Annotated in this window: 21 protein-coding genes and 1 pseudogene; 8 read left to right on the top strand and 14 right to left on the bottom strand. The window is 66.2% G+C overall.

Annotation, left to right across the window (positions count from 1 at the left end; all coding sequences use genetic code 11):
* Positions 1 to 67 precede the first annotated feature (67 nt).
* Entirely contained in the window at positions 68 to 1,762 is a 1,695-nt protein-coding gene (gene ctaD / locus QGN17_RS17775) for a cytochrome c oxidase subunit I (RefSeq protein WP_281045939.1), read from the bottom strand.
* A gap of 11 nt (positions 1,763 to 1,773) precedes the next feature.
* On the bottom strand, positions 1,774 to 2,919 hold the full coding sequence (gene coxB / locus QGN17_RS17770) for a cytochrome c oxidase subunit II (RefSeq protein ID WP_281045938.1): 1,146 nt from the start codon (positions 2,917 to 2,919) through the stop codon (positions 1,774 to 1,776).
* A 198-nt stretch (positions 2,920 to 3,117) separates the two neighbouring features.
* Here coxB and pyrE point away from each other — a divergent pair, with 198 nt between their 5' ends.
* The 6 genes from pyrE (at position 3,118) to QGN17_RS17740 (ending at position 8,009) form a co-directional block, all read left to right on the top strand.
* Entirely contained in the window at positions 3,118 to 3,705 is a 588-nt protein-coding gene (gene pyrE / locus QGN17_RS17765; protein ID WP_281045937.1) for an orotate phosphoribosyltransferase, read from the top strand.
* 142 nt (positions 3,706 to 3,847) lie between these two features.
* Complete coding sequence (locus QGN17_RS17760) at positions 3,848 to 4,894, top strand: serine hydrolase domain-containing protein (RefSeq protein WP_281045936.1); 1,047 nt, start codon at positions 3,848 to 3,850, stop codon at positions 4,892 to 4,894.
* Positions 4,891 to 5,619 carry a pyridoxine 5'-phosphate synthase gene (locus QGN17_RS17755; RefSeq protein ID WP_281045935.1) on the top strand — a complete coding sequence of 243 codons (729 nt, stop codon included), beginning with the start codon at positions 4,891 to 4,893 and terminating at the stop codon, positions 5,617 to 5,619. Before QGN17_RS17760 ends, QGN17_RS17755 begins: the two co-directional genes overlap by 4 nt.
* The gene (gene acpS / locus QGN17_RS17750) at positions 5,616 to 6,032 is read left to right on the top strand and encodes a holo-ACP synthase (protein ID WP_281045934.1); all 417 of its coding nucleotides are present in this window, start codon (positions 5,616 to 5,618) and stop codon (positions 6,030 to 6,032) included. Before QGN17_RS17755 ends, acpS begins: the two co-directional genes overlap by 4 nt.
* Positions 6,033 to 6,042: 10 nt before the next feature.
* Entirely contained in the window at positions 6,043 to 6,924 is an 882-nt protein-coding gene (lepB, locus tag QGN17_RS17745; RefSeq protein ID WP_281045933.1) for a signal peptidase I, read from the top strand.
* Positions 6,921 to 8,009, top strand: a complete 1,089-nt coding sequence (locus QGN17_RS17740; RefSeq protein ID WP_313790166.1) for an AI-2E family transporter — start codon at positions 6,921 to 6,923, stop codon at positions 8,007 to 8,009. The genes lepB and QGN17_RS17740 overlap by 4 nt, the downstream gene beginning before the upstream one ends.
* A 118-nt stretch (positions 8,010 to 8,127) precedes the next feature.
* On the opposite strand, the gene QGN17_RS17735 is transcribed toward QGN17_RS17740, so the two are convergent.
* The 8 genes and pseudogenes from QGN17_RS17735 to QGN17_RS17705 all read right to left on the bottom strand — a co-directional run bounded on the left by QGN17_RS17735 (position 8,128) and on the right by QGN17_RS17705 (position 12,658).
* Positions 8,128 to 8,700, bottom strand: coding sequence for an FKBP-type peptidyl-prolyl cis-trans isomerase (locus QGN17_RS17735; RefSeq protein ID WP_281045932.1), 573 nt, complete (start codon positions 8,698 to 8,700; stop codon positions 8,128 to 8,130).
* Between the two features lie 104 nt (positions 8,701 to 8,804).
* Positions 8,805 to 9,011 (bottom strand): 30S ribosomal protein S21, encoded by a 207-nt coding sequence (gene rpsU / locus QGN17_RS17730; RefSeq protein WP_010126124.1) that lies wholly within the window; start codon positions 9,009 to 9,011, stop codon positions 8,805 to 8,807.
* Between the two features lie 159 nt (positions 9,012 to 9,170).
* Entirely contained in the window at positions 9,171 to 10,781 is a 1,611-nt protein-coding gene (locus QGN17_RS17725; RefSeq protein ID WP_281045931.1) for a cisplatin damage response ATP-dependent DNA ligase, read from the bottom strand.
* A gap of 90 nt (positions 10,782 to 10,871) precedes the next feature.
* Complete coding sequence (locus QGN17_RS20935) at positions 10,872 to 10,982, bottom strand: hypothetical protein (RefSeq protein ID WP_390902717.1); 111 nt, start codon at positions 10,980 to 10,982, stop codon at positions 10,872 to 10,874.
* Positions 10,940 to 11,059, bottom strand: a pseudogene (locus QGN17_RS17720) (DUF1328 family protein); the annotation flags it as partial. The pseudogene QGN17_RS17720 and the gene QGN17_RS20935, both read right to left, overlap by 43 nt.
* Before the next feature lie 78 nt (positions 11,060 to 11,137).
* On the bottom strand, positions 11,138 to 11,638 hold the full coding sequence (locus QGN17_RS17715) for a Dps family protein (RefSeq protein WP_281045930.1): 501 nt from the start codon (positions 11,636 to 11,638) through the stop codon (positions 11,138 to 11,140).
* Positions 11,639 to 11,739: 101 nt separating this feature from the next.
* Positions 11,740 to 12,306, bottom strand: coding sequence for a TMEM165/GDT1 family protein (locus QGN17_RS17710; RefSeq protein ID WP_281045929.1), 567 nt, complete (start codon positions 12,304 to 12,306; stop codon positions 11,740 to 11,742).
* A 25-nt stretch (positions 12,307 to 12,331) separates the two neighbouring features.
* The gene (locus QGN17_RS17705) at positions 12,332 to 12,658 is read right to left on the bottom strand and encodes a hypothetical protein (RefSeq protein ID WP_281045928.1); all 327 of its coding nucleotides are present in this window, start codon (positions 12,656 to 12,658) and stop codon (positions 12,332 to 12,334) included.
* Positions 12,659 to 12,864: 206 nt separating this feature from the next.
* Here QGN17_RS17705 and rpmG point away from each other — a divergent pair, with 206 nt between their 5' ends.
* Positions 12,865 to 13,032: a 50S ribosomal protein L33 gene (gene rpmG / locus QGN17_RS17700; protein WP_017977469.1), complete on the top strand. Its 168-nt coding sequence runs from the start codon at positions 12,865 to 12,867 to the stop codon at positions 13,030 to 13,032.
* An 84-nt stretch (positions 13,033 to 13,116) separates the two neighbouring features.
* On the opposite strand, the gene ligD is transcribed toward rpmG, so the two are convergent.
* Both ligD and ku read right to left on the bottom strand, forming a co-directional pair.
* Positions 13,117 to 15,621, bottom strand: coding sequence for a DNA ligase D (gene ligD / locus QGN17_RS17695; protein WP_281045927.1), 2,505 nt, complete (start codon positions 15,619 to 15,621; stop codon positions 13,117 to 13,119).
* 1 nt (position 15,622) lies between these two features.
* Complete coding sequence (ku, locus tag QGN17_RS17690) at positions 15,623 to 16,519, bottom strand: non-homologous end joining protein Ku (protein ID WP_281045926.1); 897 nt, start codon at positions 16,517 to 16,519, stop codon at positions 15,623 to 15,625.
* Between the two features lie 403 nt (positions 16,520 to 16,922).
* On the opposite strand from ku, the gene QGN17_RS17685 reads away from it, so the two are divergent.
* Positions 16,923 to 17,600: an NUDIX hydrolase gene (locus QGN17_RS17685; RefSeq protein ID WP_281045925.1), complete on the top strand. Its 678-nt coding sequence runs from the start codon at positions 16,923 to 16,925 to the stop codon at positions 17,598 to 17,600.
* A 10-nt stretch (positions 17,601 to 17,610) separates the two neighbouring features.
* Here the strand turns inward: QGN17_RS17685 and clpS are convergent, their stop codons facing one another.
* Both clpS and phaP read right to left on the bottom strand, forming a co-directional pair.
* A complete protein-coding gene (clpS, locus tag QGN17_RS17680) occupies positions 17,611 to 17,934 on the bottom strand; it encodes an ATP-dependent Clp protease adapter ClpS (protein WP_026095298.1) in 324 nt (107 codons plus the stop codon).
* Positions 17,935 to 18,115: 181 nt separating this feature from the next.
* Positions 18,116 to 19,039, bottom strand: a complete 924-nt coding sequence (phaP, locus tag QGN17_RS17675; RefSeq protein ID WP_281045924.1) for a TIGR01841 family phasin — start codon at positions 19,037 to 19,039, stop codon at positions 18,116 to 18,118.
* Positions 19,040 to 19,173: the final 134 nt, after the last annotated feature.

The following is a 19,173-nucleotide window of genomic DNA, read 5'->3' as shown; positions in this document are numbered from 1 at the left end:
CCCGGAGCGGAAACGTCGCTCCGGGCGCGGCCCTAGCAGAAAATACGACCCGGATCAGTGCCGTGAATCAGTGGTGATCTTCGTCGCCGATCACCGGCAGGGTCTCGAACTGGTGGTAGGGCGGCGGGGACGGCAGCGTCCACTCGAGGGTCGTGGCCCCCTCGCCCCACGGATTGTTCGGCGCCTTCTTGCCCGCGAACAGCGTGTAGAACACGTTCACGAAGAAGAAGATCATGCTGAACGCCATCACCATGTAGCCGATGGTCGCCAGGTGGTTCCACTTCTCGAAGGCGTCCGGATAGTCCGGATAGCGGCGCGGCATCCCCTGCCGGCCGAGGAAGTGCATCGGGAAGAACAGCAGGTTCACACCGATGAAGAACAGCCAGAAGTGGATCTGACCAAGCGCTTCCGAATACATCTTCCCCGACATCTTCGGGAACCAGTAGTAGAAGCCCGCGAACAGCGAGAACACCGCGCCGAGCGACAGCACGTAGTGGAAGTGCGCAACGACGTAATACGTGTCCTGATAATAGTTATCGATGCCGCCATTGGACAGCACCACGCCAGTCACGCCGCCGACGGTAAACATGAAGATGAAACCGATCGCCCAGACCATCGGGGTCTTGAACTCGATCGATCCGCCCCACATCGTCGCGATCCACGAGAAGATCTTGATGCCGGTCGGCACCGCGATCACCATCGTGGCGGCGGTGAAATACATCTTCGTGTTCACGTCGAGGCCGGTCGTATACATGTGGTGCGCCCACACGACGAAGCCGACCACGCCGATCGCGACCATCGCGTAGGCCATGCCGAGATAGCCGAACACCGGCTTCTTCGAGAAGGTGGCGATGATGTGGCTGATCATGCCGAAGCCCGGCAGGATCATGATGTACACCTCGGGGTGTCCGAAGAACCAGAAGAGGTGCTGGTAGAGGATCGGGTCGCCGCCGCCCGACGCATCGAAGAAGGTCGTGCCGAAATTGCGGTCGGTCAGCAGCATGGTGATCGCGGCGGCGAGGACCGGCAGCGACAGCAGCAGCAGGAAGGCGGTGACCAGCACCGACCAGGCGAAGAGGGGCATCTTGTGCAGCGTCATACCCGGCGCGCGCATGTTGAAGATGGTGGTGATGAAGTTCACCGCGCCGAGGATCGACGACGCGCCCGCCAGGTGAAGCGCGAGGATCGCCATGTCCACCGCCGGGCCGGCCGATCCGGACGTCGACAGGGGCGCGTAGAGCGTCCAGCCAGTGCCCGCGCCGTCGCCCGTTCCGCCCGGCACGAAGGTGGAGCCGAGAAGGAGCAGGAACGCCGGGATGATCAGCCAGAAGCTGATATTGTTCATGCGCGGGAACGCCATGTCCGGCGCCCCGATCATGATCGGCACGAACCAGTTGCCGAATCCGCCGATCATCGCCGGCATGACCATGAAGAAGACCATGATCAGGCCGTGCGCGGTGATCAGCACGTTCCACAGATGGAGCGCCGCGTCGCGGCCTTCGGGCTGGTGCCAGTAATGCGCCCAGGTGGGCAGATACTGGATGCCCGGCTCCATCAGTTCGGCGCGCATCATGCCCGAGATCGCGCCGCCGATGATGCCGGCGGTGATCGCGAAGATCAGGTAGAGCGTGCCGATGTCCTTGTGATTGGTGGACATGAACCAGCGCGCGAAGAAGCCCGGCTTGTGATCCGCGTCGTGATGATGCCCGTGGGCGTCGCCATGCGCTTCAAAGAAATGCGGGGTGGCCGTGGTATCGGTCATCGGTCCGGGCCTCAGTTGGTCGTGGCAGCCTGCGACGCGGGCGTCGCGGCGGCGGTGCTGTTCTCGGTCGCGGTGGTGGATTCACCGGCACCGGGTTCAGGATTGGCGGTGCCCGCCGGCGGATTGCTGATCGGCGAATTGGCCGTCGCGTCGCTGGAGGCAGGCTTCGCTGCCCCCGGCATCGTACCGCCATTGGCGGCGACCCACTGGGCGAATTGCTGCCTGGAGACGACCTCGACCGCGATCGGCATGTAGCCGTGGCGCGCGCCGCACAGTTCCGAGCACTGGCCGTAATAGAGGCCGGGGCGGTTCACCTTGAACCATGTCTCGTTCAGGCGGCCGGGAACCGCGTCCATCTTGGTCCAGAAGGCCGGCACCGCGAAGGAGTGGATCACGTCGTCCGAGGTGGTGATGATCTTGATCACCGAATCGACCGGCACGACCATGCGGGCATCGACGCCGAGCTGGCGGGGTTCGCCCTTCGCCTTGTCCTGCGCGTCGGTCAGGATGTTGGAGACGACCTCGAAGTCGCCGTTATCGGGATATTGGTACGACCAGTACCACTGGTGGCCGATCACCTTCACGGTCAGATCGGGCTTCGGCGTCGCATACTGGCGGGCGAGCAGCTTGATCGACGGCACCGCGATGCAGAGCAGGATCAGCACTGGCGCCACCGTCCAGATGATCTCGATCGTCGTGTTGTGGCTGGTGCGTGACGGCGTCGGGTTGGCGCGACGGTTGTAGCGGACGATGACGATCGCCAGCAGCAGCAGCACGAACAGGCTGATGGCCGTAATCACCCAGATCAAAGCGGTGTCGAAATGCTGGGCGAAGAGGCCGAGATCGGTGACCTGCGGCTGGAGCGAGATCTTGTCGGTCGGCTGGCCGATGCCCGGCGTCGGCTGGTAGAATTCGGGGATCTTGGAAGCCGCGGGGGCCGGCGTCGCGGCGGCGCTGTCGGCCGGCGCGGCGGCGGCGGGCGCGGCTGCATCCTTGGTGGTCGCGGTGGCGGCGGCTTGGCCGGAGGCCGGAGGCGTCGCGGTCGCGGTGGGGGAAGCCGTCGCAGGCGTCGCCGCGGGGGCTTGCGCATGGAGCGCGCCACCCAGCGCCATGGTGGCGATCAGGCCCGCAAAACCCAGTGACTTCAAACTCTTCATGTCACCCCTCTTCCCACATGGCCGTGTCGCAGGCTCTTGCCCATCATCGACCATTGGGCGGCTTTATAGCAAGCGAACGCAAAGCCTCAAGCGCCGATAACCGCGGCGCAGCACGCCAGCGGATTGCCTGTGGCGCCCGGCACGCCTATCAGCGCGCGATCCGGGGGACTCGGAACCCAAGGTTTTCGGAAGGCTGACATGACCGACGACGAGGTGCTGGCGGAATTCCGCGCGGCCGAAGCCCTGCTGGACGGACATTTCATCCTGTCCTCCGGCCTGCGCAGCCCCACCTATCTGCAGTGCGCACGCGTGCTGATGGACCCCAAACGCGCCGCGCGGCTGTGCGCGGAGCTGGCCTCGCGCTTCACGCCGGCGGTGCATGCCGGCGTCACGGCGGTGGTGTCGCCGGCGATGGGCGGCGTGATCGTCGGCTATGAGATGGCACGTGCGCTGGGCGTCGAGGCGATGTTCGTCGAGCGGCCTTCCGGCACCTTCGAGCTGCGGCGTGGCTTCAGCCTCGAGCCGGGCCAGAAGGTGCTGATGATGGAGGACGTCGTGACGACGGGCCTGTCGTCGCGCGAGGCGATCAAGGCGATCGAGGAAGCCGGCGGCCGCGTGATCGCGGCGGGCTGCCTGGTCGATCGCTCGAACGGCACGGCGGACGTCGGCGTGCCGCTGACCGCTTTGCTGACCATGGACGTGCCGACCTACGCGCCGGACGAACTGCCGGAGGAACTGGCGGCGATTCCGGCGATCAAGCCCGGCAGCCGGGCCAAGGCGGCATAACTAAATCCTCCCCCGCCAGGGGGAGGTGGCGCCGAAGGCGACGGAGGGGGAGGACGACGATGTGCTCACCGATAAAACTCCGCCGCCCACCCCCTCCGTCATGCTGACGCATGCCACCTCCCCCTGGCGGGGGAGGATTGGGATGGGATCGCGCCGCTTCGCCCCGATTTTCGCGCTCGCGCTGACCGCCGCCGCACCGGCGCCCGCCCCGCTCGACCGAATCGTTTCCGCCGCCAGGTTCGACGGCGTGGTGATCGCGGGCGATTCGGACAGGCCCGGCTACGTCCATGGCGATGCGGACGCGACGTGGCGCTGGGCGTCCGTTTCCAAGCAGCTCGCGGCGACGATCGTGATGCAGGAGGTGCAGGCGGGCCGCCTGTCGCTCGACCGGCCGATCACCGACTGGTGGCCCGAATGGCCGCATGTCTTTTCGGATCTGATCACGATCCGCCAGCTGCTCCAGCACACCAGCGGCCTCGCCGATCCCAACGAGGACGGGCCGAACGACAGGAGCGGGATGCCGCTCTTCTACCGCCCGCCGCCCGGCCGGGGCACGATGCAATATGAGGCGACGCATTATTGCGCGGAGCACCCCCGCGCCAAGCCGGGCCTCGTCTTTCACTACGACAATTGCGACTTCATCGTGCTGGGCGCGCTTATCGAGAGGACGACCGGCAAACCTTATGCGAAGCTGCTGCAGGAACGGATCGCCGGGCCGTTGGAGTTCAAGATCGGGCTTTTCTCCCCCGATCGCCCGCCCGCGCCCCACGTCCGCGGTATCGCGAAACCCGGCGTGCGCGAGGATATCGGCAATCTCGGCACCTATGGCGCGGCGGGGTCGGTCTACGGGCCTCCCATGGCGCTCTACGCCTTCGATCGCGCGCTGATCGCCCACACGCTGCTCGGCGAGGCGGCAACCGCCGCGATGTGGAAGGGCGAGCCCAGATGGGGCCAGGCGGCGCTCGGCCAGTGGCAATATGACGCGACACTGGCGGGCTGCGCCATGCCCACCTCGATCGTCGAGCGACGGGGCGAGATCGGCGGCGTTCAGATTCGCAACTTCATACTGCCCGCGATGGGGAAGGCACTGGTCATGTTCACCCGGCGGGGCGATTTTACCTTCGGCGAGGTTTGGCAGGGCAAGGGCTTCGCCTATAGGGCGCTATCGGCCGTGGGATGTGCTTCATGAGTGGCAAGCTGAGGTTAGGCGTCAACATCGATCACGTCGCGACGATCCGCAATGCGCGGGGCGGGCTGCATCCCGATCCGATCCGCGCCGCGCAGGTGGCGCAGGCGGCCGGTGCCGACGGCATCACCGCGCACCTGCGCGAGGATCGCCGCCACATCATGGACGAGGACATCGCCCATCTGATCGGTGCGATCTCGCTGCCGTTGAATTTCGAGATGGCGGCGACCGAGGAGATGGTGGCGATCGCGCTCCGCCATCGCCCGCACGCCGCCTGTATCGTGCCCGAGCGGCGCGAGGAGGTGACCACCGAGGGCGGCCTCGACGCCGCGCGCCAGCACAATCACCTGAAGCCGCTGATCGCGCGGCTGGGCGAGGCCGGCATCCGCGTGTCCTTGTTCATCGAGCCGGATCCCCGCCAGATCGAGGCGGCCGTGTCGCTCGGCGCGCCGGTGGTGGAGTTCCATACCGGCGCCTACGCCCATGCCGAGGGCGAGAAACAGGTGGCCGAACTCAAGCGCCTTACCGACGCCGCCGCGCTCGCCGCCAAGAACGGCATCGAACCGCACGCCGGCCACGGCCTCACCTACGACAATGTCGTGCCGGTCGCCGCCATTCCGCAGATCGCCGAGCTCAACATCGGCCACTTCCTGATCGGCGAGGCCATCTTCACCGGACTGGAGGCCAGCGTCCGCCGGATGCGCGCACTGATGGATGAGGCGCGGTGATCGTCGGCATCGGATCCGATCTCTGCAACATCGACCGGATCCAGAATTCTCTGGATCGCTTCGGCGAGCGCTTCATCGTCCGCGTCTTCACTGATACCGAGCGCGCCAAGTCCGAGCGGCGGACGCTCACCCGCGCCGCCACCTACGCCAAGCGCTTCGCCGCCAAGGAGGCTTTTTCCAAGGCCGTCGGCACCGGCTTCAAGCGCGGCGTGTTCATGAAGGACATCGGCGTCGTGAACCTGCCGAGCGGCGCGCCCACGCTCGCGCTGACCGGCGGGGCCAAGGCGAGGCTTGACGCGTTGATCCCGGCGGGCCACGCCCCGATTGTGCATCTGACGATGACCGACGATCTGCCCTGGGCGCAGGCGTTCGTCATCATCGAGGCGCTGCCGATCCCGGCAGACGCAGACTGAGGATAGAGAGTTGAGCGAGACCGACACCGCCACCACCACCCCGGCGGAAGCTCCCAAGGAGAAGGACAAGGTCGACTGGAAGACCGAAGCGCGCGGCCTCGCCTGGCTGATCCTGGCGGTTCTGGGCTTCTGGACGTTCGTCGCCAAGCCCTTCTACATTCCGTCCGAGTCGATGATGCCGACGCTGATCAAGGGCGATCGCCTCGTCGTCAGCAAATATCCTTATGGCTGGAGCTACGCCTCCTCCTTCTGGCACGTCATCCCCTTCATCCATGGTCGCCTGTTCGGCCACATGCCCGAACGCGGCGACGTCGTGATCCTCACGCCGACCGGTGAGAGCAGCGACTATATCAAGCGCGTGATCGGCCTGCCCGGCGACACGATCGAGGTGCGCGGCGGCGTGGTGTGGCTGAACGGCAAACCCATTCCGCGTGTCGCCGAGAAACCGGCCATGATCCCGGTGGATGCCAACGTGCCCTGCGACCGCGGGCTGGAGGCAGCGCATCGCACCACCGGGCCGGACGGCAAGCTCTATTGCGAGCTGCCTGTCTTCCGCGAGACTTTGCCCTCGGGCCGCACCTACGACACGATCGATCTCGGCGTCGATGCCAGCCCCGGCGACGAATACGGCCCGATCACCGTGCCCGCCAACACGGTCTTCGTGATGGGCGACAATCGCGACGAGTCGGCGGACAGCCGCTACCCGGTCGAGGAACTGGGCCTGGGCGGCCCGGTGCCGTGGGAGAATCTGGGCGGCCGCGCAGAGTTCATCACCCACAGCTATGACGGCACCGGCGAGATCTGGAACCCGATCAGCTGGTTCACCGCGCTGCGCCCGAGCCGCACCGGCATCAACCTCCACCCGGCGCGCGTCGCGCCGCCCAAGCCGTGACGCCGACCACCCCGCACGAGGAGGCGGAGGCGTCGATGCAGGCGCCCGCCCCCGTCGAGCTTCGCGATCCGCGCACCCGCTTCGAGCTGGTGAAGGCGATCATCTGGGTCTCGGTCGTGCTGTCGGTGGTGCTGATCTACGTGCTGGCGCAGCCGCTGCTGCTGATCGTCGGCGGCCTCGTCTTCGCCTCGATGCTGGATGGCGGCGCGCGACTGCTCGGCCGCATCCTGCCCATCCCGCGTGGCTGGCGCGTGGCGCTGGTGGCGGTGCTGGCGTTCGCCTTCCTGATCGGCGTCTTCTTCTATGCCGGGCTGACGCTGGTCAGCCAGTTCCAGGCGCTGAAAGAACTGGTGATGAGCCAGTTCCAGCGCATCGAAGGCTGGGCCAGCCAATATGGCGTGGTGCCGAAGGGCGGTCCGGACGTCGGCGCGCTCGGCAAACAGTTGATGGGATCGCTCGGCCAGCTGACCAGTGCGGTGGGCGTGGCATTGGGCGGCATCTCCAGCGTCGCGATGATCGTGGTGCTGGGTCTGTTCTTCGCCGCCGAGCCGAAGATATACGAGCGCGGCCTCGCCTGGCTGATCCCCGCCGACAAGCGCGAAGGCTTCTTCGAGACCAGCGCCGACATGGCGCACACGCTGCGCCGCCTGATGGCGGGGCGCCTGATCGGCATGGCGGCGGAGGGTCTCTTCATCTGGATCGCGCTGTCGATCGTCGGCGTGCCCTTCGCGCTGCTGCTCGGCCTGATCACCGGCATCCTCGCCTTCCTGCCCAATATCGGCGCGATCGTATCGGGCGTGCTGACCGTGCTGGTCGGCTTCTCGGCGGGCAGCACGACGGGCTTCCTGGCGATCGGCGTGTACGTGCTGGTGCAGATCTTCGACGGATACGTGGTGGTGCCGATGGTGGCGCGCCGCTCGGTCGATCTCGCGCCGGCGCTGGTGCTGGGGATGCAGTTGCTGCTCGGCGCGCTGTTCGGGCTGCTGGGCCTCATGTTTGCCGATCCGATCGTGGCGATGGCGAAGGTCGCGCTGGAGCGGAAGAGCGGCCTCGATCCTGCGGAAGAGGCGAAGAAGGCCTCCTGAACCCCGCGCCGGCTAGTTCGTCGTCATTGCGAGGCGCGTAGCGACGAAGCAATCCATAGGCGCATCGTGTGCGGCGACGGATTGCTTCGCTACGCCCGCAATGACGATCCCGTAGGGATTAGGGCTGGCCGCCCGCGCCGCCCATGCCCGCCTGGCCGTAGCCCGGCTGCTGCGGCGCGATCTCGCGCAGGCTGACATCGAACTGGAGGACGCTGTTCGGCGGGATCACGCCGTCGCCCGCGCCCTGCTCGCCATAACCCAGCTGCGGCGGGATCCAGAAGCGATAGCGCGCGCCGCGCTTCATCAGCTGCAGGCCTTCCGAGAAACCGGGGATCGAGCCTGCGACGGGCATCACCGCCGGCTGGCCGTGCTGCGCGGTCGAATCGAAGGTCGTGCCATCGAGCAGCTTGCCGTCATAATCGATCAGCACGATGTCCTGCGGGCCGGGCGAATTGCCGCTGCCCGGCGCCAGCACCTCATATTCGAGGCCGGATGCCGTGGTGACGACACCATGCTTCTTGGCGTTCTTGGCGAGGAAGACGCTCGGCGGCTGGCCCATCGCCACCTGCTTGTAGGTGCCTGCCAGCGCCGCCCCGACGCCGATCACGACGGCGAAACCGACGCCGAGCCAGATCTTCCTGACGGTGCCCTTGGCGACGGGACGCAGGGGAACGGCGGTGACTTCGGACATGGGACCTCGCGTCTTGCAGATACGAAAACGGGCGGCTTTTGCACCGCCCGTTCGATCACGTCTAGCGTTTTGAGGGCGGCAGGAGTCGCCGCCCGGTCCGCTTTTTACCGGACGCCGTCACGCTCGGCGCGCTTGCGCTCCAGCTTGCGGGCGCGGCGGATCGCGGCGGCACGCTCGCGGGCGCGCTTCTCGCTCGGCTTCTCGTAATGGCGACGCAGCTTCATCTCGCGATAGACACCCTCGCGCTGCAGCTTCTTCTTGAGGGCCCGGAGCGCCTGGTCGACATTGTTGTCGCGAACGATGATCTGCATAAACCCGTCTGTCTCCTGCCGGCCGGAAGGCATCGGAACCCTGCGTCCCGAGAGGCCTGACGACACGTCGAAATTGGCGGCCGCAGGACATGCCCTACGTCCGGAAAGCGCGCGCCCTAGCAGCGATTATGATTCGGGGCAAGTTATCCACCATCGAAATCAGGCGATCATCCGCTTCAACGCATCGATCAGATCGGCCTCGTGCGCCGGCTTGTCGGTGCGGATCCGGCTGATACGCGGGAACCGCATGGCGAGGCCGGACTTGTGGCGCTTCGATTCGTGGATCGAATCGAAGGCGACCTCCAGCACCAGCGTCTTCTCCACCTCGCGCACCGGGCCGAAACGCTGGACGGTGTGGTTGCGCACGAAACGATCGAGGCCCTTCAGTTCCTCGTCGGTGAAGCCGGAATAGGCCTTGCCGACGGGGAGCAATTCGCCGCCCTCGTCCGGCGGCGCGGTCCAGCAGCCGAAGGTGTAGTCCGAATAGAAGCTGGAGCGCTTCCCGTGGCCGCGTTGCGCGTACATCATCACGCAGTCCGCCACGAGCGGATCGCGCTTCCATTTGTACCACAAGCCCGTGCGGCGGCCCGCCACATAGGGTGAATCACGGCGCTTGAGCATGACGCCCTCGATAGCCGCGTCGCGCGATCCGGCGCGGATGTCGCCCAGCGCCTCGAAATCCGGGGCATCGATCAGCGTCGAGATGTCGAAACGATCGTCCGGCAGGTTCGCGACGAACGCTTCGAGCCGCTTGCGCCGATCGGACCACGGCAATTCGCGAATGTCATCAGGCCCGTCGAAGAGGATGTCGTAGAGCCGCACGAAGGCCGGATACTCCGCCTGCATCTTCGCGCTGACCGCCTTGCGCCCGAGCCGCTGCTGGAGCGCGTTGAAGCTCGCCGTCTCGCCGCCATGCTCGGCACGCCCCTGCCCCTGCCCACGCACCAGCAATTCGCCATCGAGCACGCCCGGCATAGCGAAAGCCGCTGCCACATCGGGGAAGCTGCCGGTGATGTCATCTCCGGCGCGCGAGAACAGCCGCGTCTCGCCGCCGACGTGGACGAGTTGGACCCGGATGCCGTCCCATTTCCACTCGGCCGCATAATCGGTGAGATCGACGACCGTCTCTTCCAGCGGATGCGCCAGCATGAACGGGCGGAAGACCGGCAGGTCCTCGGGCGCCGGCCGCTCGCCCTTGCCCTCCGCCCAATCGAAGAGCGGGGCGTAAGGCGGCTCAAGCCCGTGCCAAAGCTCCTCCACTTCATCGACATCCAGCCCGAAGGCCTGCGCCAGCGCAGTCTTGGCGAGCCGCGCCGAGACACCGACGCGCAGCGCCCCGGTCGCCAGCTTGATGAGAGCGTAGCGGCCCGACGAATCGAGATGATCGAGCATCGCCGCCAGTTCATCACCCGCCTTGGCGCGCGGCGCCGCCTCCAGCCGCGCCAGCGCGCCCGAGATGGAAAGCGAGCCGTCATCAAGCTCTGCCGCCTCACCCTCCGGCTTGGGCCAGATCAGCGCCACCGTCTCGGCCAGATCGCCGACGAAATCGCGGCTCATCGCGAACAGTTCGGGATCGACCCGCTGCCGCACCATCTCGCCGATCGCCGCGGCCTTCACCGCCTTGATGTCGATCGCCCCGGTAAGCGCCGCCATCGCCCAGCCGCGATCGGGATCGGGGGTCGCCCGCAGATAATCCGCGATCAGCCTGAGCTTGGCGTTGCGCGATCGCGTGTAGACGAGACCGTCGAGGAGCTTGGCGAAGGCGCGCATCGATCCCTAACGATCATCCTCTCGACAGGTGCCGGACATGGTTTGGCCGGCCACCCGCGAGGGCGACCGGCCAATTTTGTTGCAGCGACGCTACCTTACAACCGGTCGGCGACCGCTCGGCCCGCCATCAGGCCCAGCACCAACAGCACCAGGAACACCGCCAGCGCGATAAAGAACAGGATCTTGGCGATACCGACGAATGCACCACCGATGCCGCCGAAGCCGAGAAGACCGAGCACCAGCCCGATCACGAGAAAGAGAAAAGCCGCCTTGAGCATGGTTGAAACCCCTGATTGATCAGTCGGGGATTTGAACGCCGGGCGTGCATGGCGGTTCCATGCACGCCTTGACTTGCGTCAACCCTTGCGGCTGGCCTCAAACAGGAACCAGGCGCGCTCCTCAGCCTGGTCGGTCCACTCGTCGAGGATACCCGACGTGGCGTTGTCCTTGGCCTCGTCGACGATGTCCTTCGCCTCGCGCAGCGATTCGACCAGCGCCAGATTGTCCTCGCGCAGCTCCGCCAGCATGTCGGACGCCGACACGAAATCCTTGTCATTGTCCTTGATGCGCTGGTGGCGGCTGATGTCGCCGATCGAGCGCAGCGTGGTGTTGCCGGTCTTGCGCACGCGCTCGGCGATCGCATCGGTGGTGCCGAGGATCTGCGTCGCCTGGTCGTCCATCATCAGGTGATAGTCGCGGAAATGCGGGCCGGAGACGTGCCAGTGGAAATTCTTGGTCTTCAGGTACAGCGCGAAGCTGTCCGCCAGAATCGCGTTCAGCGCATCGGCAACGGTCGCAGCCTTGTTGCTCTGGATGTCGGTGGGCGTGTCCAGCTTGGCGGGGGGCGTCTCGGCCATCAGAAATCTCCTTGCGATCGGTTCGCGTCCATAACGAGCTAATAGCCGAACGGTTCGCCGCTAGGGTGCAAAATTATCCGATTTGAGTGATCGAGCGAGGCTTAGCCGATCTGAAGCGCCATGATGATCAGCACGATGCCGGCAAGCCCGAGGAGGATGCCCGCCGCGATCCGCGCCCAGCGCAACGGCGCGACCTGTGGCCAGCGCTCGCCCAGGATCGCGGCGGGTACGTTGGCGACGGTGACGCCGGCCGCGCCGCCGGCCGCCGCCAGCCAGGGATAACCGCTGCCCGCCGCCAGCGCACCGATCGCGAACTGCGTCTTGTCGCCGAACGCGAGGATGAAGAAGGCCCCGGCTGACGAGAGAAAGGCCCCCAGTCGCCAGGTCTCCACCGTCGGCGGCGCCTTGACGCGAAAGGCCACCCCGCTCGCGGCGAGGATCAGCGCGATGCCGGTAAGCAACTGGACCGGGCGATGCGGGATGTAGGCGGCTATCTCCATGCCGATCGCCCCGGCGATGGCCATGTTCAGGATCGCGGCGAGCGCGATACCCGCGATGACGGCGCCGGACCGGCGGTAGCGGTCGCCCAGCGCCATGGCGAGCAACTGCGTGCGATCGCCGAATTCGGCGAGCAGGGCGATGATGAAGGCGGGGACGAGCGCGTCCATCAGCGGCGCCCCGCCTGTTCCGGGGTCATCCGGCGAGACGGACCCAGACCGATGCGAGCCAGCTGGTGCCGGCCTGCTCGTCGACCGCATCCGAATCGATCGAGTCGCGCAGGCGCTCGATCCATGGCCCCACGGCGGCGCCGCGTCCGCCCGCATCGAGCGCGACGATCAGCCCCTCGGCCAGGCGCTGTACCGGAACCAGCCCGTAATCGGCCGCCAGTACGGCGATGCCGGCGGCCTGTCCGGCCATACCGATCGGCCCGCGCCTGGCGAGGCTCGCCTCCAGCGCATCCAGCCGGGCGCCCAGATCGGCGCGCACCAGCTTCATCCCTTCGTTCGACTGCCTGTTCACGGCGTCTCTCCATATCAATGGGTTGAGACTAAAGCAGGGGTGTTGCGGCCCGGTTAAAGGGCTGCAGGCTTGACATATCCCCCGCACTGCCGCAGGAGCGCGCCGGATGAGCGGCGGCAGCGCCGCTTTTTGCTTTTCAGGCGATTCGGCGGGCCCGGCATATCCGGCGGCGGCGAAACGCGCTCTAGGATTTGTACGAGGGCACCATGGCCAAGCCGACGACCGTCAAGATCAAGCTCGTTTCGACCGCCGACACCGGCTTCTTCTACGTCACGAAGAAGAACCCGCGCACCAAGACGGAGAAGCTGAGCTTCAGCAAGTACGATCCCGTCGTGCGCAAGCACGTCGAGTTCAAGGAAGCCAAGATCAAGTGATTCGGCGGCGGGCGTGATGCCCGCCAGCTTGATCCTCGAAAGGCGCTGCCCGCATGGCCGGGCGGCGCCTTTTCGTTTTGCGGCTTAGAGATCCGGCAAGGTCTGGTCGGCGACGCCCCAGCGCGCCAGCGCCTTCGATCCGGCGCGCTTCGCCAGTTCCTTCGCATCGCCGACATGCCAGCGTGCGGCGCCATCCATCTCGCGCAATTCCTGCCATGTCACCGGCACCGCGACCGGCGTCCCCGCCCTCGCCCGCGCGCTGTACGGCATCACCGCCGTCGCGCCGCGCTGGTTACGCAGATAATCGATGAAGATGCGGCCCTTGCGCTGCGTCTTGGCCAATGCCGCGGTGAAGCGATCGGGATCGTCCTCGGCCAGAGCGGCGGCGAAGCGGCGGGCGAAGTCCTTCACCGCCGGCCACTCCGCCTTGGGCGTCAGCGGCGCGATGACATGGACGCCCTTGCCGCCGGTCAGCATCGGGAAGGTCGCGAGGCCCATCTCGCCGAGCAGATCGTGCAGATGGCGGGCGGCCGACACCACCGCCTCGAAATCCAGCCCTTCGTCGGGGTCGAGATCGAAGACCAGCCGGTCGGGTTTCTCAACATCGGATGCCGGCGCCCCCCAGCCGTGGAACTCGATCGTGCCCATCTGCACGCAGGCGAGCAGGCCGGCGCCGTCCTCGACCACCAGATAATCCTCGGACGACCCATCCTTCTCGCGGATCGCGACGTGACCGACATGCTCGCCGAAGCTGCCGGCATCATGCTTCTGGAAGAAGCATTTGCGCCCCCGCCCCTGCGGGCAGCGGACGAGGCTGACCGGCCGCCCGCCCATCCAGCGCAGGATCGGATCGGCCATCGCCGCGTAATAATCGGCAAGCTGCCCCTTGGTGACGTCCCCGTCGGGGTCGATCACGCGATCGGGATGCGAGATGGCGATGCCGAAAGGCTTGACGTCCTTGCTCTCAGCGGCAGGTTTCTCGGGCACGACCTGCTCCGCCTCCTTGTCGTCGCGCAGGCCGAGAAAGCTCGCATGGCGCACCACATTCTCGGCGGTGAACTCGGCGAAGGCGATCTCGGCGACGAGCCTGGGCGTCACCCACTGCACGCCGCGCGCCGCGACCTTCGGCACCTCGGCCGGCGCGGTCTTGCGGGCGAGCGGCTTCAGCTTCGCCAGCAGCATCGCGCGCGTGTCGGCATCGAAGCCGGTGCCGACACGCCCGGCGTAGCGTAACTCGCCACCTTCGTTCAGCCCGAGCGCGAGGCTGCGCAGATCGCGGCCCTTCCTGTCGCTCTCGATATAGCCGAGAATGACGAACTCCTGCCGCCGCGTGCACTTCACCTTGAGCCAGTTGCGCGTGCGGGCGCCGCGATAGGGCGCGTCGGCGCGCTTGGCAACGATGCCCTCATAGCCCTCGCGGCACAGGCGATCGAAAAGCTTTTCCCCGCCCGATGCGATGTGATCGGCATAATGGATAGGCGGCTCGGCACCGCTCAACAGCGCCTCCAACCGCTGCTTGCGCTCGGCATTGCCGAGCTTCGTCAGATCCTTGCCGCCTTCCGACAATAGATCGAACGCGAAATAATGAAGCGCGCCGCCATCCTTGAGCGCGGCCTGCAGTGCGGAGAAGCTCGGCCGCCCCTGCTTGTCGAGCGCCACCACCTCGCCATCGATCAGCGCCGAGCCGAGGCCCAGTCCAGCCACCGCCTCGACGATCGGCGCGAAGCGATCGGACCAATCGAGGCCGTGGCGGGTATAGGCCTTCACCTGATCGCCCGAGACGGCGAGCAGCGCGCGATAGCCGTCATATTTCACCTCGTGCAGCCAGCCGCTGCCCGAGGGGACATGATCGACCAGGGTCGCCAGCTGCACGGCATGGAAAGCCGGCAGCTGTCCGATCGCTTTCTTTCTTGCCGGCACCTTGGGCGGCGCCTTTCCGGGGGCGTTCGCCGCTTTGGGGTCGTCCTTCGCTTTCTTCGCGTCCGAGTGCCACACCGGATCGCCCCCTTGCGCGATCTCGGCCATCGAACGCCCACTCGCCACGCTGGTGAGCGCGTTGTCGACCAGATCGCCGGACCCGCCGGCCTCCTTGTCTTCCACCTTACGTAGCAGCCAGTTCTCGCGCTTTTCGCCCTTGCGCGGCTTCATGCGGACGAGCAGCCATTCGCCCTTCATCCGTTGCCCATGGAGGATGACGTGGACGTGCCCCTCCCCGATCGTCTTCGCCGGGTCCTTGCCGCCGACCGGCTCCCACTCGCCCCTGTCCCACAGCATGACGGTGCCGCCGCCATATTCGCCCTCGGGAATCGTCCCCTCGAATTCGGCATAGGCCATAGGGTGATCCTCGGTCCGCACCGCGAGGCGCTTGTCGTCCGGATCGAGGCTGGGACCGCGCGTCACCGCCCAGCTTTTCAGCACGCCATCCATCTCCAGCCGGAAATCCCAGTGGAGGCGGGTCGCATCATGCTTCTGGACGATGAAGAGGTGGCCGCTCTTCGATCGCCTGCCGGCGCGAGGCTCGCGCGTCCTTTTGAAATCGCGTTTCGCACGATAGGTGGCGAGCGCATCGGGCTTGCGCCGCGTCGCCATGTCAGGCGCTCTTACGCGCGGGCGCCTTGTGGGCGGCGGGCTTTTTCGCCGGAGCCTTCTTCGCAGACGCCTTGCGGGCCGTCGTCTTGCGCGCGGTATCGTTGGCAGGCCTGTCGAGCGACTTCTTGAGCGCCGCCATCAGATCGATCACGTTCGATCCGCCGCGCGCCGGCCTGGCATCGTCGGTATCGAGGCTGACCTTGCCGGTCTTCGATTTGCGTTTGCGGGCGATGAGATCCTTCAGCGCATCGACATAGCGATCGTGGAATTCGGCGGCATCGAACTTGCCCGCCTTCTTCTCGATCAGCGAAGTGGCGAGATCGAGAAGATCCTCATCGGGCTTGGTATCGCCGATGTCGCGGAAATAGCTCGCCGCCTTGTTGACCTCGTCGGCATAGCGCAGGGTCTCCAATACCATGCCGCGCCCGCAGGGCTTGAGGCTGACGACATATTCGCGGCCCCTCAGCGCCAGTTGCCCCAGCCCGATCTTCTTTGCCCGCCGAAGCGCCTCGCGCAGCACCACGAATGCCTCTTCGGCGAGATCGTCGGCCGGGACCACATAGTAGGGCTTTTCATAATAGATGGCGTCGATCTCGCCGACATCGACGAACTGGGTCAGTTCCAGCGTCTTCTTGCTCTCTAGCTTGACGCCTTCGATCTCCGCCTCGTCGAGCAGGACATATTCGCCCTTCTCAACCTCGAACCCCTTCATGATCTCGTCGGCATCCACCGGGCCGATGCCGTCCACTACTTTTTCGTAATGGATCCGCTTGCCCGAAGGTTCGTGGATCTGACGGAAGGAGACGGTCGCGCCACTCTTCGTGGCCGAATAGATCTCTACGGGGATCGAGACCAGGGCCAGCCTGATCTGCCCTTGCCAATAGGCGCGTGTCGCCACCGTGAGCCTCCCGAAAATGCGGGCGATTCAAGACATGGCGAGCGGAATCGTTCCGCCGGCCGGGCGCATCCTCAAAGGTCGTGATGGCTCAATGATCTTGGTGGGGCCTGCCCGATCGAGGCTGCGAGCCGGGGGGCGCGTCCTTGACCCAGTCGAACGGTCGCCACGCGCCATCCATGTCGCGGATCAGCGGCGTCCCGCAGCGCACGCACGGCGCGCGATAATCAATGCCATCATGCCACGCCTTGGTGCGCAGACGCCGGTGCCCGCGGAGGCGGCAAAACATCGCAGCCATGGTCATGATCGATGCGCGCCCTTCGCCCCTGCACCGGAATGTGCAAACGTGACTATCTCATGCCGCAGAGCGGTGACAAAATGACAACTCCGCAAGGTGGACATCAACTTGGGACAGCCGAACATCGCGATATCGCCGCCGATCGATGCGGCATCCCTGATCCTGATGCGGGAAAACAGGGGGGCGTGGCCCGAATATCTGATCGTCCAGAGGGGCGCCGATCTCGTCTTCGCGGCAGGCGCCTACGTCTTTCCCGGTGGCCGGGTCGATCCACCCGATCGCGACGAAGCCGGCGCACGATTGCCGCAACTCGATCCCATCGACGCGGCGGCGCGGATCGCGGCTCTGCGCGAAACCATGGAGGAAACAGGCATCGTCGTGGCGCAGGATCCCACCGCGCTGATTCCCTTCGCTCGCTGGCTACCGATGCACGAAACGGTGAAGCGGCGGTTCGACACCCGCTTCTACATCGCCCGGCTGGAGGACCGAAACGAGCCGGTGGCGGACGGGATCGAGACCAGTCGCGCCTTCTGGGCCACGGCCGCCGAGGTCCTGCAACGCTGCGACCGGGGGGACGGCCGGGTGATCTACCCGACGCGACGGTTGCTCGAACGGCTGGCGCGATTCGCCTCTTTCGACGAAGCCCGCGCGGACGCCGAGCGTCTGCCGGATCGCATCATCTCGCCCTGGATCGAGCAGCGCGACGGAGGAGACTGGCTCTGCATCCCCAACGATGCCGGCTACCCGGTCACCGCCGAGCCGATCGCGAGCGCCTTCCGCTATTGAATGAGGCCGGTCAGGCTTTTTCGATTGTGCACTGGAGCGGATGCTGGTGCTGGCGCGCGAAATCCACCACCTGAGTCGCCTTTGTCTCGGCGACCTCGTGGCTGAACACGCCGCACACCCCGACACCCTTCTGGTGGACGTGGAGCATCACCCGCGTCGCATCCTCGATGCTCATGCGGAAAAAGCGCTGCAGGCACAGCACGACGAATTCCATTGGCGTATAATCGTCGTTGAGCATCAGCACCTTGTAGAGCGACGGCTTCTTGGTGCGCGTGCGGGTCCGCGTGGCGACGCCGAGGCCGGTGCCGGCATCCTCGCCGTCCTTCTGCGCCATACCCGTGACGGAGATGGCGTTGATCCAGTGGTCGCGGAGGGGGTCGTGCTGCTGCATGGTCATCACGCAGAATATGGCATTGCGCGGGGGCAGGGCAAGGGCCGGACCGTACCGATGGACCCAAAAGAAAACGGCCGCCCCGCGAGGGGACGGCCGTGTCCTTGTGTCGATCCGTCGGAGATCAGAAGGCGGCGGTGGCCTTCACCTTCTCGACGGCGACCGCGAAGCGGTTCGACAGCGGCTGGGCGATGTCGCCGGCCAGCTTCAGCCACGCCTCGGTGACCTTGGTGCTCTCGGCGACGGCCGCCTCGAACGAGGTCTTCATATAGTCGCTCTGCAGCTTGAAGAGCTCGGTCGGCGACTTGGCCGACGCGAAGGTCTTGAACGCCGCGGTGCTGCTCTCGAAAGACTTGCGCGCATAGTCGGCGGCTTCCTGGCCGAGCGACTCCGCGGCCTTGGCGGCCAGCTTGCCCGACTCGACCATCGCCTCGACATTGCCCTTGCCGAACTCGGTCATTTCCTCGGTGAGCTTCACGCCCTTCTCGTAGTTCGCCTTGGCGCGCTCGCTGGCGTCGCCGAAGAAGGCCTGCATCTTGGCACCGGCATCGGCGGTGAGCTTCTTGGCGGTTTCCTGGGCCTTGGTCACGGTGTCGTTCATAATCCTGCTTCCCTCGCTGAGGACGGCGACGGGGGCCGTCTCAAGTTTCGTCACGGCTGCCTTCTGGGCGGGCTTCGACGCTTCCCTCGCGGGGATGGGCGCCGCAGCCTTCGGTTCCACCTTGATGGCGGCCACTTCGACCGGCTTCGACAGAACCACCTTGGGGGCGGGCGTCGCAGCCACGGGGGCCGACTTGCTCTTGGGCGCGCTGGACGCCTTCTTGGCAGCCGCCGGCGCGGGTTTCGCGACGGCGGGTGTTGCTTTCGCTGCGGGGGCGGCCGGCTTGGCGACCGGTGCGACCTTGGCGACGATGGGCTCGGGAGCGGGTTCGGCCTTCTCGACCTTCACCGGCGCTGGGGCTTTCGCCACCACCGTCGACTTGGGCGCATCGGCGACCACCGGCTTCGGGGTTACCGCGGGCTGGGGCTTGCTCGTCTCGTCCGCCATCGTCGTGCTCCACGCAGCACTGTTACAGTCATGTTGCGATGCACAATACACAATCGCACCGATTGCTGCAAGCGCTTATTGTGCACTGCAACATGATCTTTGAGACGAACGGAAAAGGTGACGCGGCGAACCGT

It is taken from the genome of Sphingomonas oryzagri (assembly GCF_029906645.1).
GTDB classification, from domain to species: Bacteria; Pseudomonadota; Alphaproteobacteria; order Sphingomonadales; family Sphingomonadaceae; genus Solisphingomonas; species Solisphingomonas oryzagri.
This window is presented reverse-complemented; position numbering and strand designations above follow the sequence as displayed.

What these genes read in the sequence shown, in the direction of transcription:
- ligD (WP_281045927.1), bottom strand. Translation starts at nt 15,621, where the DNA reads ATGGCGACGCGGCGCAAGCCCGATGCGCTCGCCACCTATCGTGCGAAA.
- QGN17_RS17725 (WP_281045931.1), bottom strand. Translation starts at nt 10,781, where the DNA reads ATGCGCGCCTTCGCCAAGCTCCTCGACGGTCTCGTCTACACGCGATCG.
- clpS (WP_026095298.1), bottom strand. Translation starts at nt 17,934, where the DNA reads ATGGCGCAGAAGGACGGCGAGGATGCCGGCACCGGCCTCGGCGTCGCC.
- QGN17_RS17760 (WP_281045936.1), top strand. Translation starts at nt 3,848, where the DNA reads ATGGGATCGCGCCGCTTCGCCCCGATTTTCGCGCTCGCGCTGACCGCC.
- QGN17_RS17735 (WP_281045932.1), bottom strand. Translation starts at nt 8,700, where the DNA reads ATGTCCGAAGTCACCGCCGTTCCCCTGCGTCCCGTCGCCAAGGGCACC.
- QGN17_RS17715 (WP_281045930.1), bottom strand. Translation starts at nt 11,638, where the DNA reads ATGGCCGAGACGCCCCCCGCCAAGCTGGACACGCCCACCGACATCCAG.
- rpmG (WP_017977469.1), top strand. Translation starts at nt 12,865, where the DNA reads ATGGCCAAGCCGACGACCGTCAAGATCAAGCTCGTTTCGACCGCCGAC.
- QGN17_RS17755 (WP_281045935.1), top strand. Translation starts at nt 4,891, where the DNA reads ATGAGTGGCAAGCTGAGGTTAGGCGTCAACATCGATCACGTCGCGACG.
- QGN17_RS17710 (WP_281045929.1), bottom strand. Translation starts at nt 12,306, where the DNA reads ATGGACGCGCTCGTCCCCGCCTTCATCATCGCCCTGCTCGCCGAATTC.
- phaP (WP_281045924.1), bottom strand. Translation starts at nt 19,039, where the DNA reads ATGGCGGACGAGACGAGCAAGCCCCAGCCCGCGGTAACCCCGAAGCCG.
- pyrE (WP_281045937.1), top strand. Translation starts at nt 3,118, where the DNA reads ATGACCGACGACGAGGTGCTGGCGGAATTCCGCGCGGCCGAAGCCCTG.
- coxB (WP_281045938.1), bottom strand. Translation starts at nt 2,919, where the DNA reads ATGAAGAGTTTGAAGTCACTGGGTTTTGCGGGCCTGATCGCCACCATG.
- rpsU (WP_010126124.1), bottom strand. Translation starts at nt 9,011, where the DNA reads ATGCAGATCATCGTTCGCGACAACAATGTCGACCAGGCGCTCCGGGCC.
- ctaD (WP_281045939.1), bottom strand. Translation starts at nt 1,762, where the DNA reads ATGACCGATACCACGGCCACCCCGCATTTCTTTGAAGCGCATGGCGAC.